Raw genomic sequence first — 16,118 nt, 5'->3', positions numbered from 1 at the left:
TCCCGGGGAACCTCCGGGCCCGCCGGACGGTTGAGCATGGCGCGGAGGTCGGACGGTGTCCGGTTTGACCCGCCGGGCCATGCTTCGCGGAGCTTTGCACCGGCGGGTGACACGGGAATACCGTGCTGACGGACCTCCCGGCGGCTCGGCCTCCTCGCATACGATGACCCGTACGGTGGGGTAGGACTCGCCGCAAGTCATTCCAGAGCCGATCCAGGCAAGGAGCCCGCTCACAATGTCCGTCTTCGACAAGATCCTGCGCGCCGGCGAAGGCAAGATCCTTCGCAAGCTGCAGCGGATTGCTGCCCAGGTCAACTCGATCGAAGAGGACTTCGTCAACCTCACCGACGACGAGCTGCGCGCGCTGACCGACGAGTACAAGGCCCGTCTCGCCGACGGCGAGTCGCTGGACGACATCCTCCCCGAGGCGTTCGCCACGGTCCGCGAGGCGGCCAAGCGCGTGCTCGGCCAGCGCCACTACGACGTCCAGATCATGGGCGGCGCCGCGCTGCACTTCGGCCACGTCGCCGAGATGCGCACCGGCGAGGGCAAGACCCTGGTCGGCACCCTGCCCGCGTACCTGAACGCGCTGACCGGCAAGGGCGTCCACCTGATCACCGTCAACGACTACCTCGCCGAGCGTGACTCGGAGTGGATGGGCCGGGTGCACCGCTTCCTCGGCCTCGAGGTCGGCGTGATCCTGGCGAACATGACGCCGGCCGAGCGCCAGCGCCAGTACGCCATGGACATCACCTACGGCACCAACAACGAGTTCGGCTTCGACTACCTGCGCGACAACATGGCGTGGTCGCAGGACGAACTGGTGCAGCGCGGCCACAACTTCGCGATCGTCGACGAGGTCGACTCGATCCTGATCGACGAGGCCCGCACCCCGCTGATCATCTCCGGCCCGGCCGACCAGGCGACCAAGTGGTACGCCGACTTCGCCAAGCTGGTCACCCGCCTCAAGATCGACCGCGACTACGAGGTCGACGAGAAGAAGCGCACCGTCGGCGTCCTGGAGGACGGCGTCTCCCGGGTCGAGGACTACCTGGGCATCGACAACCTCTACGAGTCGGTGAACACCCCGCTGGTCGGCTTCCTGAACAACGCCATCAAGGCGAAGGAGCTGTACAAGCGGGACAAGGACTACGTCGTGATCAACGGCGAGGTCATGATCGTCGACGAGCACACCGGCCGCATCCTGGCCGGCCGCCGCTACAACGAGGGCATGCACCAGGCGATCGAGGCCAAGGAAGGCGTCGAGGTCCAGAACGAGAACCAGACGCTCGCCACCATCACCCTGCAGAACTTCTTCCGCCTCTACTCCAAGCTGTCCGGCATGACCGGTACCGGCACCACCGAGGCGGCCGAGTTCCACCAGATCTACAAGCTGGGCGTCGTCCCGATCCCGACCAACAAGACGCCCAAGCGCATCGACCAGCCCGACCTGATCTACAAGTCGGAGCCGGCCAAGTTCGCCGCCGTGGTCGAGGACATCGCCGAGCGCCACGAGAAGGGCCAGCCGGTCCTGGTCGGCACCGTCTCGGTCGAGAAGTCCGAGTACCTCTCGCAGGAGCTGCGCAAGCGCGGCATCCCGCACGAGGTGCTCAACGCCAAGCACCACGAGCGCGAGGCGCAGATCGTCGCCCAGGCCGGCCGCAAGGGCGCCGTCACCGTGGCCACCAACATGGCCGGCCGCGGCACCGACATCATGCTCGGCGGCAACCCCGAGCACCTGGCCGCCGCCGAGCTGGCCCAGCGCGGGCTCACCGCCGAGGACACCCCGGAGGAGTACGAGGCCGCGTTCCCGGCCGCGCTGGAGAAGGCCAAGGCCGCGGTCAAGCAGGAGCAGGAGGAGGTGCAGGAGAACGGCGGCCTGTACGTCCTCGGCACCGAGCGCCACGAGTCCCGCCGGATCGACAACCAGCTGCGCGGCCGCTCCGGCCGTCAGGGCGACCCGGGCGAGTCCCGCTTCTACCTCTCGCTCGGCGACGACCTGATGCGCCTGTTCAAGGCCGGCATGGTCGAGCGCGTGCTGTCGATGGCGAACGTCCCGGAGGACGTGCCGATCGAGTCGAAGATGGTCACCCGCGCCATCGCCTCCGCGCAGACCCAGGTCGAGCAGCAGAACTTCGAGATCCGCAAGAACGTCCTGAAGTACGACGAGGTGCTGAACCGCCAGCGCGAGGTCATCTACACCGAGCGCCGCCGGGTGCTGGAGGGCGAGGACCTCCAGGAGCAGATCGGCCACTTCATGGACGACACCGTCGAGGCGTACGTCCAGGCGGCCACCAGCGAGGGCTTCGAGGACGACTGGGACCTCGAGAAGCTCTGGACCGCGCTCAAGCAGCTCTACCCGATCACCCTCGACCTCGACGAGCTGGAGGAGGAGGCCGGCGAGAACGGCGGCTTCACCCCCGAGTTCCTGGTCAAGGTGCTGCAGGAGGACATCCAGGCCGCGTACGGCCGCCGCGAGGACCAGCTCGGCGAGCAGATCATGCGCGAGCTCGAGCGCCGCGTCGTCCTCTCGGTGCTCGACCGCCGCTGGCGCGAGCACCTCTACGAGATGGACTACCTGCAGGAGGGCATCGCGCTGCGCGCCTACGCCCAGCGCGACCCGCTGGTCGAGTACCAGCGCGAGGGCTTCGACCTGTTCTCCGCGATGATGGAGGGCATCAAGGAGGAGTCCGTCGGCTACCTGTTCAACCTGGAGGTCCAGGTCGAGCAGCAGGTCGAGGAGGTTCCGCTCCAGGACGCCGAGGTCATGCTCGACAAGCTGGAGAAGGACGCCGCCGCGGGCCGCCCGGAGATCAAGGCCAAGGGCCTGGAGGCTCCCGAGCGCAAGAAGCTGCACTACACCGCGCCCTCCGAGGAGATCGGCGGCGGCATCATCGAGGGCGACTTCGACGACGAGGGCCTGATCGACGACGGCGGCGACGGGCTCACCCGGGCCGAGCGCCGCAAGGCCGCGAAGGCCGCCAAGGGCCGCCGCCGCAAGGCCTGACGACCCCGGCGCCACCAGGGGCGCCACTCCGCTCCGGCGGGGTGGCGCCCCTGCGCGTTCCCGGTCGGGGCCCCGCCGGTCGGCGGGTCAGTGCGCCTCGACGGCGGTGCACTGCCACTGGGCGGTGCGGTGGTGCTGCTCCAGGCGGAAGGCCACCATGTGGTGGCGCGGGCCGAACTCCACCCGGACGCAGACCTCCAGGGCGTCCGGCGCCGGCGCGGAGTCGTACACCCGGCCGAGCCGCATCCGGGGCGCCCGGCCGCGAGGGCGCAGCGGGCCGGTGCGGACCAGGGCGGTCAGCTGCTGGTAGCCGTGCAGGGTGGTGTGGCGCTGCAGCTGGCCGACCGGGCGGACCCCGGTCAGCACCTCTACCAGCCGGTGGGCGAAGCGGGCCGCCAGGTCGCGCCGGTCGGTGCTGGACGGTGCCGGGGTGCAGGCGGCCCGCGGACGGCGGGCCGCCCCGGTGACCCCCGTCGGGTGCGGGTGGCGGACCGGGCGGCGCGGCTGCGGACGGCCGGGGGCGTGCACCGCGTGCACCAGCGGGCGGATGCGCGGGGCGGTGGCGGTGGCGAGGTGCTGCTCGGTCATCGGTGACTCCCGTTCGGGTGCGGACGACGTCCTTGCTATCGGCGTGTCGCGGGCTCGGGCAAGGCCGGACTGGGCCGGTGGGGGAGGGCGGCGCGGCTGTCCCCTATCCGGATGACCGCCGCTCAACGGCGGGCCCGTTCGCGTGCGGCGGCCCGCGGGGTGTTGACGCCGGGCGGCGCGGCGCGGGGCACGAAGGGGGACGTCGCAACCCGGATTACCCGGTGGTAGGGCGGAGGATCGGGCACGGAGGTGAGGGCCAGGTGACCCAGGTCGAGGAGTGCTCGGGCGAGGAGGAGGACGGCGCGCGCGGGCGGCGGGCGGTCCGCGAGGGCCGCAAGGGGCGGACCGTCGGGGACGGCCGGGCGGACACGGACGGTCCGGTGCGGCGCGGGCTGGTGCTGGGCGGCGGCGGGATGCTCGGGGCGGCCTGGACCATCGGCGCGCTGACCGCCGTCGAGGAGGCCACCGGCTGGCGCCCCGGGACGGCGGACGTCCTGCTCGGCACCTCGGCCGGCGCGATCCTGGCGACCATGCTGGCGGCGGGCGTGGACGTCGAGCAGCTCGCCCGGCACCAGCGCGGCGGGCAGGTGCTGGAGGGCCCGCTCGCCGGGGCGCGGTTCGACTACGAGACGGCGGTCGGCGGGGCGCTGCCGCCGCGGCCGCGCGCCGGGATCGGCTCGCCAGGGCTGCTGCGGGACGCCGTCCGGCACCCGCGCGACTACCCCTTCCTCACCATGGTGTCGGCCGCGGTGCCGACCGGCCGCGGGTCGGTGGCGGCCGTCGGCGAGCTGGTGCGCCACCTGGTCGGGGCGGACGGGTTCGCCCCGGGATCGCCGCTGCGGGTCGCGGCGGTCGACTACCGCAGCGGCCGCCGGGTGGTCTTCGGCGACCCCGGCGCGCCGCGGGCCAGCGTCTGTGACGCGGTGATGGCCTCCTGCGCGATCCCCGGCTGGTTCGCGCCCGTCGAGGTCGGCGGCAGCCGGTACGTCGACGGCGGCTGCTGGTCCGCCACCAACGCCGACCTGCTGGCCGGCCGCGGCCTCGACGAGGTGTACGTGCTCGCCCCCATGGCCCTGCGCCCGGACCCCGGCGGCCGGCGCGGCCACGACCGGCCCAGGGGCGCCCTCGCCCAGCTGGTCAGCCGCTACCGGCGGGCCGTCAACCGGCAGCTGCTGCGCGAGGCGCGCGAGCTGCGCGCCGACGGCGTCCGGGTCCGGCTGCTCGCCCCCACTCCGGCGGACCTGGCCGTGATGGGGCCGAACATGATGGACCCGGCGCGCCGCGAGGCCACCCTCGAAGCGGCCCTGGAGACCGCCCGGGACGCGCTGCGGGCGACCCGGTAGGGCGCCCGCCCGTTCCCGATACGCTTACGCCCTGACGACCGATCTGGAAGGTGCCTGCGATGCGCGTGTACGTGCCCACCACGGTGCGGGGGCTGGCCGCCGCTCATCAGGACGGCGCGCTGGAGGACGCGGTGGCGTACGCGGTGACGCCGGCGCTCCGCGAGTGGTACGTCAGCGACGACATCGAGGAGCTGGAGTACGCCGCGCTCAACCGGGCCGCGCAGTCCTCGCTGCGCCTGCTCGCCGCCGACCCCGACGCGCCGCGCCGGCGCGTCGTGGTCGCCGTCGAGGTGGCCGACTCCGCGGTCGCGCCGTTCGCCGGTGACGAGTACCAGGACCAGGCCTCGCTCGGCCGGGTCGTGCTCAAGGGCGCCGTGAAGCTGGCCAAGGCCGCCGCGGTGCACGCCGACGCGGACGACACCGACGTGGTCGAGGACGTCACCGCGGCCGCCGCCGCGATCACCGCCGCCGACGGCGGCGACCAGGACGCCCAGTTCACCGTCGACGGCGCCGAGGACCACGACCTGCTCTGGTTCGCCACCCAGGAGATCCCCGGCCTGCTGGCCTGAGTGCCGCACCGCTAGCATCTGCGCCGTCGTCGACGAAGGGGTGGGTGCGGTGGGTCTGGTGGCGGGTTGGGGGCTCAGGCGTGCCAGGTCCGACCTCGATCGCAGTACGCGCAGCTTCGCGCGGAGGGAGTGGGCGGAGGCCGAGAGGTACGGCCGCCGCGCGGCGGCGTCCTTCGCGGAGCTGTTGAGCCCCGGCCACCCGGCGACCCTCGAATGCCGGATGGTGCTGGCCTACGCGCTGGACGAGCAGGGGCGCTGGGCGGAGTCGGAGCAGGAGCTCCGGCTCGCGCTCGAGGGGACCACCGGGGCGGACCACGGAACCGAGCGCGTGGTCTCCCTCAGCGACGACCTCGCGTGTCTGCTGCGCCGGACCGGCCGCCTCGCCGAGGCCGAGGCCGTCTGCCGGCGCGCCCTGGCCGGCCCGGTCGTCGACGTCGGTCCGTTCCGGACCGCGGCCCAGCGGACGCTGGCGATGACCGTGGGCGATCTGGGACGACACGCGGAGGCGGCGGAGCTGTACCGGTCGATCGCCGGGTCCGCCGCGGCCGCGCCCGCCGCCCAGGCACGCAGCAACGTCCTCTCGCACCTCGCCTACCTGGGGCGGTACGAGGAGGTCGAGGCGGAGGCCGAGGCCCTCGGAGGAACGTACTCCGGGTTGGACGATGCCGTCCGGGTCCGCACCGCGCTGTCGGTGACCAACTCGGTCGCCATCGGCCTGGCCTTCCGCGGGCGCCACGGGGAGGCGGAGGCGTTGCTCCGCCCCGCTCTGGCCGATGCCGGGCGCGACGGCCTGGACGACTTCACAGTCGTCCTGGGTGCCAACCTGGCCCGTGCACTCACGGGGCAGGGGCGGGGTGAGGAGGCGCTGGCGGTCGTGTCCGCGGTCGCGGGCGACGGCGGCCCGGAGGACGAGAGCACTCTCGCCTTCGCCCGGGCGTCGGCACAGCTGGCCGCCGGTCGGTTCGTCGACGCGGAGGCGGACGCGCGGAAGGCCGTGGAGCTGTGCGGCCGGTACCTGGCGCCGGTGCACCACCGGACGCTGGAGGCGCGGACGGTGCTGGCCGCCGCGGTGGTGCGGCAGGGCCGGCCGGAGGGTGAGGAGCTGCGGGAGGCGGTGCTGGCGGACTGGGTCGCGCACTTCGGGGCGGAGCACCACGGGGCTCGGCAGGCCCGGGGGGTGGGCCGGGAACGTTGAGGTCGTACCCTTCACCTCGTGCGTAGTCATATCGTCTGGGACTGGAACGGGACGCTCCTCCACGACATGGAGGCGGTGCTCGGGGCGAGCAATGCCGCGTTCGCGACCGTCGGCGTGGCGCCGATGACCTTGGAGGAGTACCGGGCGCAGTACGAGATCCCGATCCCGCGGTTCTACGAGCGGCTGCTGGGGCGGGTGCCGAGCCAGGCGGAGTGGCTGGCGCTGGACGACGCGTTCCACGTGAAGTACACCGAGCTGTTCCCGGCCTGCCGGCTGACCGACGGGGCGCTGGAACTGCTCACCGGGTGGGTGGCGGCGGGGCGGAGCCAGTCGCTGCTGTCGATGTACGAGCACGCGAAGCTGGTGCCGGCGGTGGAGGGGTTCGGGCTGACCGGGCACTTCCTGCGGGTGGACGGGCGGCGCGGGGCGAGCGGCGGCCGCAAGGCCGGGCACCTGGCGCTGCACCTGGAGGCGCTGGCGGAGCAGGTGGACCCGGGGCGTACGGTGCTGATCGGGGACGCGGCGGACGACGCCGAGGCGGCGCTGGAGTCGGGGATCCGCGCGGTGCTGTACACCGGCGGCTCGCACACCCGGGAGAAGCTGACCGGGGTGGGTGTCCCGGTGGTGGATTCGCTGGCGGAGGCGGTCGCGCTGGCGGAGCGGATCACCGCCTGACCGCGCGTGTCCCGGGCCCGCGCCCGGGCCGCTGGTCCACCCTGGAACGACCGCAGCAGAGCACGACCGTACGGAGCACCCGAGCACCATGCCGATCGACGCCGTCACCCAGGTTCCGCCGCCCGTCAACGAGCCGGTGCGCACCTACGCGCCGGGTTCGCCGGAGCGGGCGCGGCTGCTGGCGAAACTGGACGAGCTGGCGGGGGAGCAGGTCCCGCTGCCGATGACGATCGCCGGGGAGCAGCGGTTCGGCGGCGGCGAGCGGATCGAGGTGGTGCAGCCGCACCACCACGCGGCGAAGCTGGGCGTGCTCGGCAACGCGACGCAGGCGGACGCGCAGCTGGCGGTGGACGCGGCGCTGGCGGCCGCGCCGGAGTGGCGGGGGCTGTCGTTCGACGACCGGGCGGCGGTGTTCCTGCGGGCCGCGGACCTGCTGGCCGGGCCGTGGCGGGAGACGGTGGCGGCGGCGACGATGCTGGGCCAGTCGAAGACGGCACAGCAGGCGGAGATCGACGCGCCGTGCGAGCTGGTGGACTTCTGGCGGTTCAACGTGCACTTCGCCCGGCAGCTGCTGGCGGAGCAGCCGCTCTCCGGTCCGGGGGTGTGGAACCGGGCGGACCACCGGCCGCTGGAAGGTTTCGTCTACGCGGTGACGCCGTTCAACTTCACGGCGATCGCGGGCAACCTGCCGACCGCGCCGGCGCTGATGGGCAACACGGTGGTGTGGAAGCCGGCGCCGGCGCAGACGCTGTCGGCGTTCCACCTGATGCGGCTGCTGGAGGCGGCGGGCCTGCCGCCCGGCGTGATCAACCTGGTGACCGGGGACGGGCACGCGGTTTCCCGGGTGGCGCTGGCCGACCCCGCGCTGGCGGGGCTGCACTTCACCGGGTCGACGCAGACCTTCCAGCAGCTGTGGCGGACGATCGGCGCCAACATCGGCGGCTACCGGGCGTACCCGCGGATCGTCGGGGAGACCGGCGGCAAGGACTTCCTGATCGCGCACCCGTCGGCCGACCCGGCGGTGCTGCGGACGGCGATGATCCGGGGCGCGTTCGAGTACCAGGGGCAGAAGTGCTCGGCGCTGTCCCGGGCGTACCTGCCGCGCAGCCTGTGGCTGCGGATCAAGGACGAGTTCCTGGCGGAGGTGGACGCGCTGACCGTCGGCGACGTCACCGACCTGTCGAACTTCATGGGTGCGCTGATCGACCGCCGGGCGTACGAGAAGAACACCGCGGCGATCGAGCGGGCGAAGCGCGACCCGCAGGTGGAGCTGGTCGCGGGCGGGCAGTACGACGACGCGATCGGGTACTTCGTGCGGCCGACCGTGCTGCTCTCCGGGGACCAGCGCAACGAGATCTTCTCCACCGAGTACTTCGGGCCGATCCTGGCGGTCCAGGTGTACGAGGACTCGCGCTGGTCGGAGGCGCTGGAGAGGGTGGACCGGGCGGCGCCGTACGGGCTGACCGGGTCGGTGATCGCGCAGGACCGGCGGGCGATCGCCGAGGCGCTGGAGCGGCTGCGGTTCACCGCCGGGAACTTCTACATCAACGACAAGCCGACCGGCGCGGTGGTCGGCCAGCAGCCGTTCGGCGGCGGCCGGGCGTCGGGGACCAACGACAAGGCGGGCGCGGCGCAGAACCTGCTGCGCTGGACGTCCACCCGGTCGATCAAGGAGACGTTCGTGCCGCCGACGGACTACCTGCACCCGCACATGGAATGGGCACCGGAGCCGGGTCACCGCAGCTGACGACGGGCGGCTTGGACAAGGTGTCCAGGAAGGAACGATCATCCTGCGGGATTGCTCCTCCGTGTCCCCTGACACCTTCGTTTCCTCAGGTTAGGCTGACTGGCGTCGCCGGGCCGGTCCCACAGGTCAAACGATCTGTCGTACCCAGGCGGAGGGTCGCTCATGCGTGGCACGAGCGGCTTTCACCCTGGACGTGCGGGAGTATTGCGGACAGACCCGGCGGTGGACACCCAGCCATCACCGAGTCACGCAACGGCGCGCGACAGGAGCCATACAGCCATGCAGACCAAGCTGGACGCAGCCAAGGCAGACCTGCTCAAGAAAGCAGCGGCAGCCGCTGAGAACAGCCAGGTAGGGGGAGCGGCGCCCGGGGAGGGCCTGAGCAACGGTGCTCTGGCCGCGTACCTGCACCACTACTACCTCCACACCGCCCCCGAGGACCTGATCGACCGGGACCCGGTCGACGTCTACGGGGCGGCGGCCTCCCACTACCGACTGGGGCTGAAGCGCCCCCAGGGCACCGCCGAGGTCCGGGTGTACACCCCGACCGTCGAGGAGAACGGCTGGTCCTGCGGCCACACCGTGGTCGAGGTCGTCACCGACGACATGCCGTTCCTGGTCGACTCGGTCACCAACGAGCTGACCCGCCTGGACCGCGCGATCCACCTGGTGGTCCACCCGCAGCTGGTGGTGCGCCGTGACATCACCGGCAAGCTGCTGGAGATCCTCGACATCGACGCCTGCGCCCGCAGCCAGGCGGCCGGCGCCGAGTGGCCGGCCGACGCGGTGGTCGAGTCCTGGATGCACATCGAGATCGACCGCGAGACCGACCGCGAGGACCTGCGCTCCGTCGAGTCCAACCTGCGCCGCGTGCTGGGCGACGTCCGCGAGGTCGTCGAGGACTGGTCGAAGATGCGCGACTCCGCGCTGCGGCTGGCCGACGAGCTCGCCGAGCAGCCCCCGGCCGCCCTCTCCGAGCAGGAGGTCGGCGAGGCCTGGGAGCTGATGCGCTGGCTGGCCGACGACAAGTTCACCTTCCTCGGCTACCGCGAGTACGACCTGGTCGAGCACGAGGGCGAGGAGGTGCTCAAGGCGGTCGCCGGCACCGGCCTCGGCATCCTGCGCGCCGACCCGCTGAGCCACGACACCGACCACCACCCGGTCTCCGAGGCGTTCAGCCGGCTCTCCGCCCCGGTGCGCACCAAGGCGCACGAGAAGAAGCTGCTGGTGCTGACCAAGGCCAACAGCCGGGCCACCGTGCACCGCCCCGCGTACCTCGACTACGTCGGCGTGAAGAAGTTCGACGCCAACGGCGAGCCGGTCGGCGAGCGCCGCTTCCTCGGCCTCTTCTCCTCCGCCGCGTACACCGAGTCGGTCACCCGCATCCCGGTGGTGCGCCGCAAGGTGCAGGAGGTCGTGAACGCCTCCGGCTTCTCCGCCGAGAGCCACGACGGCCGCGACCTGCTCCAGATCATGGAGACCTTCCCGCGCGACGAGATGTTCCAGACCGCGCCGTCCGAGCTGCTCTCCATCGCCACCAGCGTGCTCTACCTGCAGGAGCGCCGCCGACTGCGGCTGTTCCTGCGCCAGGACGAGTACGGCCGCTACTTCTCCGCCTTCGTCTACCTGCCGCGCGACCGGTACACCACCCGGATCCGGCTGCGGCTGATGGAGATCCTGAAGGAGGAGCTGGCCGGTGAGCACATCGACTACACGGTGTACGCCACCGAGTCGGTGCTGACCCGCCTGCACTTCGTCATCCGGGTCGCCCCCGGCACCGAGCTGCCCCAGCTCTCCGAGTCCGACATCGAGCGGATCGAGAACCGCCTGGCCGAGGCCGCCCGGTTCTGGATGGACGGCTTCAACGACCAGCTGCACGTCGAGCTGGGCGAGGAGAAGGCCGCCGAGCTCGGCCACAAGTACGCCAACGCCTTCCCCGACGGCTACCGCGCCGACTTCCCGCCGCGCACCGCCGTCGCCGACCTCAAGCAGATCGAGGCGCTGTCCGGCGAGGGCGACTTCCGGCTCAACCTCTACCAGCCGGTCGGCGCGGGCGACGACGAGCGCCGCTTCAAGATCTACCGGGTCGGCGGCCCGATCTCGCTGACCGAGGTCCTGCCGGTCCTCCAGCGCCTGGGCGTCGAGGTGCTCGACGAGCACCCGTACGCGCTCAAGCGCGCCGACGGCACCACCGCGTGGGTGTACGACTTCGGCCTGAAGCTGAAGGAGGCGACCGAGTTCTCCGACGAGGACCGCGAGCGCTTCCAGGACACCTTCTCCGCCACCTGGACGGGCCAGGCCGAGAACGACGGCTTCAACGAGCTGGTGCTCACCGCCAAGCTGACCTGGCGCCAGGCGATGGTGCTGCGCGCGTACGCCAAGTACCTGCGCCAGGCGGGCTCCACGTTCTCCCAGGACTACATGGAGGACGCGCTCCGCAACAACACCCACACCACCCGGCTGCTGGTCAACCTCTTCGAGGCCCGGCTCAGCCCCAGCCACCGCTCGGGCGCCGAGGAGCTCACCGACGCGATCCTGGAGGAGCTGTCCGGCGCCCTCGACGAGGTCGTCTCGCTGGACGAGGACCGCATTCTGCGCTCCTTCCTCCACCTGATCCGGGCCACCCTGCGGACCAACTTCTTCCAGCACGACAGCCGGGGCGACCTGCACTCGTACGTGTCGATGAAGTTCGACCCGAAGGCCATCCCGGACCTGCCGGCCCCGCGCCCGGCGTTCGAGATCTGGGTGTACTCGCCGCGCGTCGAGGGCGTCCACCTGCGCTTCGGCAAGGTCGCCCGCGGCGGCCTGCGCTGGTCCGACCGTCGCGAGGACTTCCGCACCGAGATCCTCGGCCTGGTCAAGGCCCAGATGGTCAAGAACACCGTGATCGTCCCGGTCGGCGCCAAGGGCGGCTTCGTCGCCAAGCAGCTGCCGGACCCGTCGGTCGACCGCGACGCGTGGCTCGCCGAGGGCGTCGCCTCGTACAAGACCTTCATCTCCGCGCTGCTCGACATCACCGACAACCTGGTCGGCGGCGCGGTCGTCCACCCGCTGGACGTGGTCCGCCACGACGAGGACGACACCTACCTGGTGGTCGCCGCCGACAAGGGCACCGCGACCTTCTCCGACATCGCCAACGGGGTCGCCGAGTCGTACGGCTTCTGGCTGGGCGACGCCTTCGCCTCCGGCGGCTCGGCCGGCTACGACCACAAGGGCATGGGCATCACCGCCCGCGGCGCCTGGGAGTCGGTCAAGCGCAACTTCCGCGAGCTCGGCGTCGACACCCAGTCCGAGGACTTCACCGTCATCGGCATCGGCGACATGTCCGGCGACGTCTTCGGCAACGGCATGCTGCTCTCCGAGCACATCCGCCTGGTCGCCGCCTTCGACCACCGGCACATCTTCCTCGACCCGAACCCGGAGGCGGCCGCCTCCTACGCGGAGCGCCGCCGGCTGTTCGACCTGCCGCGCAGCTCCTGGGACGACTACGACAAGTCGCTGATCTCGGCCGGCGGCGGCGTCTTCCCGCGCACCGCGAAGTCCATCCAGCTGTCGCCGCAGGTGCGCGAGCGGCTCGGCATCGAGGCCGCCAAGCTCACCCCGGCCGAGCTGATGAAGGCGATCCTGCAGGCGCCCGTCGACCTGTTCTGGAACGGCGGCATCGGCACCTACGTGAAGTCCACGGCCGAGACCAACGCCGAGGTCGGCGACAAGGCCAACGACGCGATCCGGGTCAACGGCGCGGACGTCCGCGCCCGGGTGATCGGCGAGGGCGGCAACCTCGGCTGCACCCAGCTCGGCCGGATCGAGTTCGCGGCGGTCGGCGGCCCGGAGGCCACCGGCGGCTGGATCAACACCGACGCCATCGACAACTCCGCCGGCGTGGACACCTCGGACCACGAGGTCAACATCAAGATCCTGCTCAACCAGGTGGTCGCCGACGGCGACATGACGGTCAAGCAGCGCAACACGCTGCTCGCCGAGATGACCGACGAGGTCGGCCACCTGGTGCTGCGCAACAACTACGCGCAGAACGTGGTGCTGGCCAACGCCGTGGCCCAGGCCGCGAGCATGGTCAACGTCCACTCCCGGATGATCAACCGGCTGGAGTCCGACGGCCGGCTCGACCGGGCGCTGGAGTTCCTGCCCGCCGAGAAGGCGATCCGCGAGCGCCAGCAGGCGGGCCGCGGCCTCTCGCAGCCCGAGCTGTCGGTGCTGCTCGCCTACACCAAGATCACGCTGGCGGACGAGCTGCTCGCCACCGACCTCCCGGACGACCCGTACTTCCGGACGGTCCTGCACGAGTACTTCCCGACCGCGCTGCGCGCCCGGTTCGCCGACGCGATCGACAACCACCCGCTGCGCCGCGAGATCATCACCACGCTGATCGTCAACGACACGATCAACCGCGGTGGCTGCACCTTCGCCTTCCGCCTCCGCGAGGAGACGGGCGCGACGTACGAGGAGATCGCCCGCAGCCACGCCGCCGCGCGCGCCGTCTTCGGCCTCGAGGAGATGTGGGACCAGGTCGAGTCCCTGGACAACCAGGTGCCCGCCGAGGTGCAGACCAAGATGCGCCTGCACTCGCGCCGCCTGGTCGAGCGGGCCACCCGCTGGCTGCTCAACAACCGCCGCCAGCCGCTCGACATCGCCGGCACCATCGAGTTCTTCCACGACCGGGTCAACCTGGTCTGGGACAGCCTGCCCAAGCCGCTGCGCGGCGAGGACGCGGGCTGGTTCGACTCGGTGTACGAGGAGCTGGCCGGCACCGGCGTGCCGGAGGGCCTGGCGATCCGGATGGCCGGCCTGTCCTCCGCCTTCCCGACGCTCGACATCGTCGGGGTCGCGGACCGCTCGGACGCCGACGTGATGGAGGTCGCCGAGCTGTACTACGACCTCGCCGACCGCCTGCAGATCACCCACCTGCTGGACCGGATCATCGAGCTGCCGCGCACCGACCGGTGGTCCTCGATGGCCCGTGCCGCGATCCGCGAGGACCTGTTCGCCGCCCACGCCGCCCTCACCGCCGACGTCCTGGCGGCCGGTACCGAGGGCGCCACGCCGGAGGACCGCTACCGCGCCTGGGCGGAGCTCAACGGCACCCTGCTGAGCCGCGCGAAGACCACGCTCGACGACATAAGGGGTTCGGACAACTACGAGCTGTCCAGCCTGTCCGTCGCGATGCGCGTGATCCGCACGCTGCTGCGCAACGGCCGCTGACGGTCCGACCGGACGGCCCGGGGAGCGACACCGCTCCCCGGGCCGTCCGGCGTTCCCGGAGGAACCCGTGTGGAACCCTGGTCCGGCTGCGGACAGGAGGGGGCGTGGAACTGCCACTGCGGGCGCGGCTGCGCGCCGGGGACCAGCGAGCCTTCGGGGAGATCTTCGATGACCATGCACAGGCGGTGTACGGCTACGCGTTACGACGCCTCGGCGACTGGGGGGCCGCCGAGGACGTGGTCTCGCTGACGTTCCTGGAGGCCTGGCGGCTGCGCGGGAAGCTGATGGAGGAGGGCGACTCGGTCCGGCCGTGGCTCTTCGGCATCGCCACCAACGTGCTGCGCAACACCGCCCGCGCCGCCCGCCGGCACCGCGCCGCGATGGAGCGGCTGCCCGAGCGCGCCGTGGTGCCGGACTTCGCCGAGGAGCTGGTGGGCCGCCTCGACGACGGCGCCCGACTGGCCGCCGCCCGCCGGGCGCTGGGTCGGCTGCGCCGCACCGAACGCGAGGTGTTCGCCCTGTGCGTCTGGTCCGGCCTGGACTACGCCTCCGCCGCGGAAGCCCTCGGAGTCCCGGTCGGCACGGTCCGCTCCCGGCTGTCCCGCGCCCGTACCCGGCTCCGGGCCCTGGCCGAGGACGAACTGCGACAGATCGGGACGGAACCCGCCGGAAGCGCCGGACAGGTAGTCAGTGACCGCGTCGGAGCGGTCCGGTCGATGCAGGGGAGGAACCCATGAACGACGAACGCGAGGTGCTCGCCGCCGACCGCCACCAGCTGTTGAGGGGACACCTGATGAGCGAGATCAACCGCGAGCGGATCGCCGCTGCCGCCGCCCGTCCGAAGCGGCGGCTCGGCTGGCTGGCGCTGCCCGCGCTGGCCGGCGGCCTGGCGGTGGCGGTGGCGCTGAGCAGCGGCGGGGCGCAGCCGGCGCCGCCGGCGCAGGCCCAGGCGCCGGCCTCGGCGGGAGCCGAACGGCCGCCGGCGGGCAAGGGGAGCAGCGCCGTGCTGGTGCTGGACCACATCGCCGCCGTCGCGGCCGCCAAGCCGGCCAAGGACGTGAAGCCTAACCAGTTCGTCCACGTCAAGTCGACGGTGGCGTTCGCCGGGCTGCACATCTCGGACAGCGGCAACCGCTACGTCCCGGGCACGCCCCACCAGCGGCAGATCTGGCTGTCGGTGGACGGCAGCAGGCCCGGTCTGCTGGTCGAGGAGGGCCAGACCCCGCCGACCAGGACCAAGCCGGGCGACACGTGGGCGCCGAACCCGGACGGCAGCATTCCCCTGCAGCCCAACGACCACCCGAGCGTCAACAGCCCGACCTACCAGTTCCTGGCCGGGCTGCCCACCGACCCGGACGCGCTGCTCAAGGAGATCTACGAGGGCGTCGCGAACGGGAAGCAGAACGGTGACCGGGGGGCCTTCGCGACCATCGGCAACCTGCTGCGCGAGCAGATCGCACCGCCGGGGGTGACCGCCGGCCTCTACCGGGCGGCCGGGAAGATCCCCGGGGTCGAGGTGTCCGACGACGCGGTGGACGCCTCCGGGCGGCACGGCTTCGGCGTGGCGCACGTCGACGGAGGGGTCCGCTACGAGTGGATCTTCGACCGGAGCAGCTACGAGTTCCTCGGTGAGCGCGACGTGGTGGTCTCCGAGGGCACCGAGTGGGGTGCGCCCGGCACGGTGATCGGGCACTCGGCGGTGGTGGAGCGGACGGTCGTCGACAAGGCGGGCGACGGCCGCTGACCGCTCGGGGCCGGCGGCCGACCGGCCGCC

Annotated in this window: 10 protein-coding genes; 9 read left to right on the top strand and 1 reads right to left on the bottom strand. The window is 72.2% G+C overall.

The window, feature by feature from the left end; genetic code table 11:
- The first annotated feature begins 235 nt into the window (after positions 1-235).
- Positions 236-3,007, top strand: coding sequence for a preprotein translocase subunit SecA (gene secA / locus ABEB06_RS15030; protein ID WP_345697368.1), 2,772 nt, complete (start codon positions 236-238; stop codon positions 3,005-3,007).
- An 87-nt stretch (positions 3,008-3,094) separates the two neighbouring features.
- On the opposite strand, the gene ABEB06_RS15025 is transcribed toward secA, so the two are convergent.
- Positions 3,095-3,595, bottom strand: coding sequence for an Rv3235 family protein (locus tag ABEB06_RS15025; protein ID WP_345697367.1), 501 nt, complete (start codon positions 3,593-3,595; stop codon positions 3,095-3,097).
- A 260-nt stretch (positions 3,596-3,855) separates the two neighbouring features.
- On the opposite strand from ABEB06_RS15025, the gene ABEB06_RS15020 reads away from it, so the two are divergent.
- From ABEB06_RS15020 to ABEB06_RS14985, 8 genes are all read left to right on the top strand, one after another.
- Entirely contained in the window at positions 3,856-4,938 is a 1,083-nt protein-coding gene (locus ABEB06_RS15020) for a patatin-like phospholipase family protein (RefSeq protein WP_345697366.1), read from the top strand.
- 59 nt (positions 4,939-4,997) lie between these two features.
- Positions 4,998-5,507 carry a DUF6912 family protein gene (locus ABEB06_RS15015; protein ID WP_345697365.1) on the top strand — a complete coding sequence of 170 codons (510 nt, stop codon included), beginning with the start codon at positions 4,998-5,000 and terminating at the stop codon, positions 5,505-5,507.
- Between the two features lie 40 nt (positions 5,508-5,547).
- Positions 5,548-6,702 carry a tetratricopeptide repeat protein gene (locus ABEB06_RS15010; protein WP_345697364.1) on the top strand — a complete coding sequence of 385 codons (1,155 nt, stop codon included), beginning with the start codon at positions 5,548-5,550 and terminating at the stop codon, positions 6,700-6,702.
- Between the two features lie 18 nt (positions 6,703-6,720).
- Complete coding sequence (locus ABEB06_RS15005) at positions 6,721-7,377, top strand: HAD family hydrolase (protein WP_345697363.1); 657 nt, start codon at positions 6,721-6,723, stop codon at positions 7,375-7,377.
- Positions 7,378-7,471: 94 nt separating this feature from the next.
- Positions 7,472-9,124: an L-glutamate gamma-semialdehyde dehydrogenase gene (gene pruA, locus ABEB06_RS15000; RefSeq protein ID WP_345701854.1), complete on the top strand. Its 1,653-nt coding sequence runs from the start codon at positions 7,472-7,474 to the stop codon at positions 9,122-9,124.
- Between the two features lie 279 nt (positions 9,125-9,403).
- Complete coding sequence (locus tag ABEB06_RS14995; RefSeq protein ID WP_345697362.1) at positions 9,404-14,344, top strand: NAD-glutamate dehydrogenase; 4,941 nt, start codon at positions 9,404-9,406, stop codon at positions 14,342-14,344.
- A gap of 104 nt (positions 14,345-14,448) precedes the next feature.
- A complete protein-coding gene (locus tag ABEB06_RS14990) occupies positions 14,449-15,081 on the top strand; it encodes an RNA polymerase sigma factor (protein ID WP_345697361.1) in 633 nt (210 codons plus the stop codon).
- On the top strand, positions 15,078-16,088 hold the full coding sequence (locus tag ABEB06_RS14985) for a CU044_5270 family protein (protein WP_345697360.1): 1,011 nt from the start codon (positions 15,078-15,080) through the stop codon (positions 16,086-16,088). The genes ABEB06_RS14990 and ABEB06_RS14985 overlap by 4 nt, the downstream gene beginning before the upstream one ends.
- Positions 16,089-16,118: the final 30 nt, after the last annotated feature.

Origin of the sequence: Kitasatospora terrestris, assembly GCF_039542905.1 — a bacterium.
GTDB lineage: Bacteria > Actinomycetota > Actinomycetes > Streptomycetales > Streptomycetaceae > Kitasatospora > Kitasatospora terrestris.
Note: the sequence above shows the minus strand (reverse complement) of the source record. Positions and strands in the feature narration are given on the sequence as shown.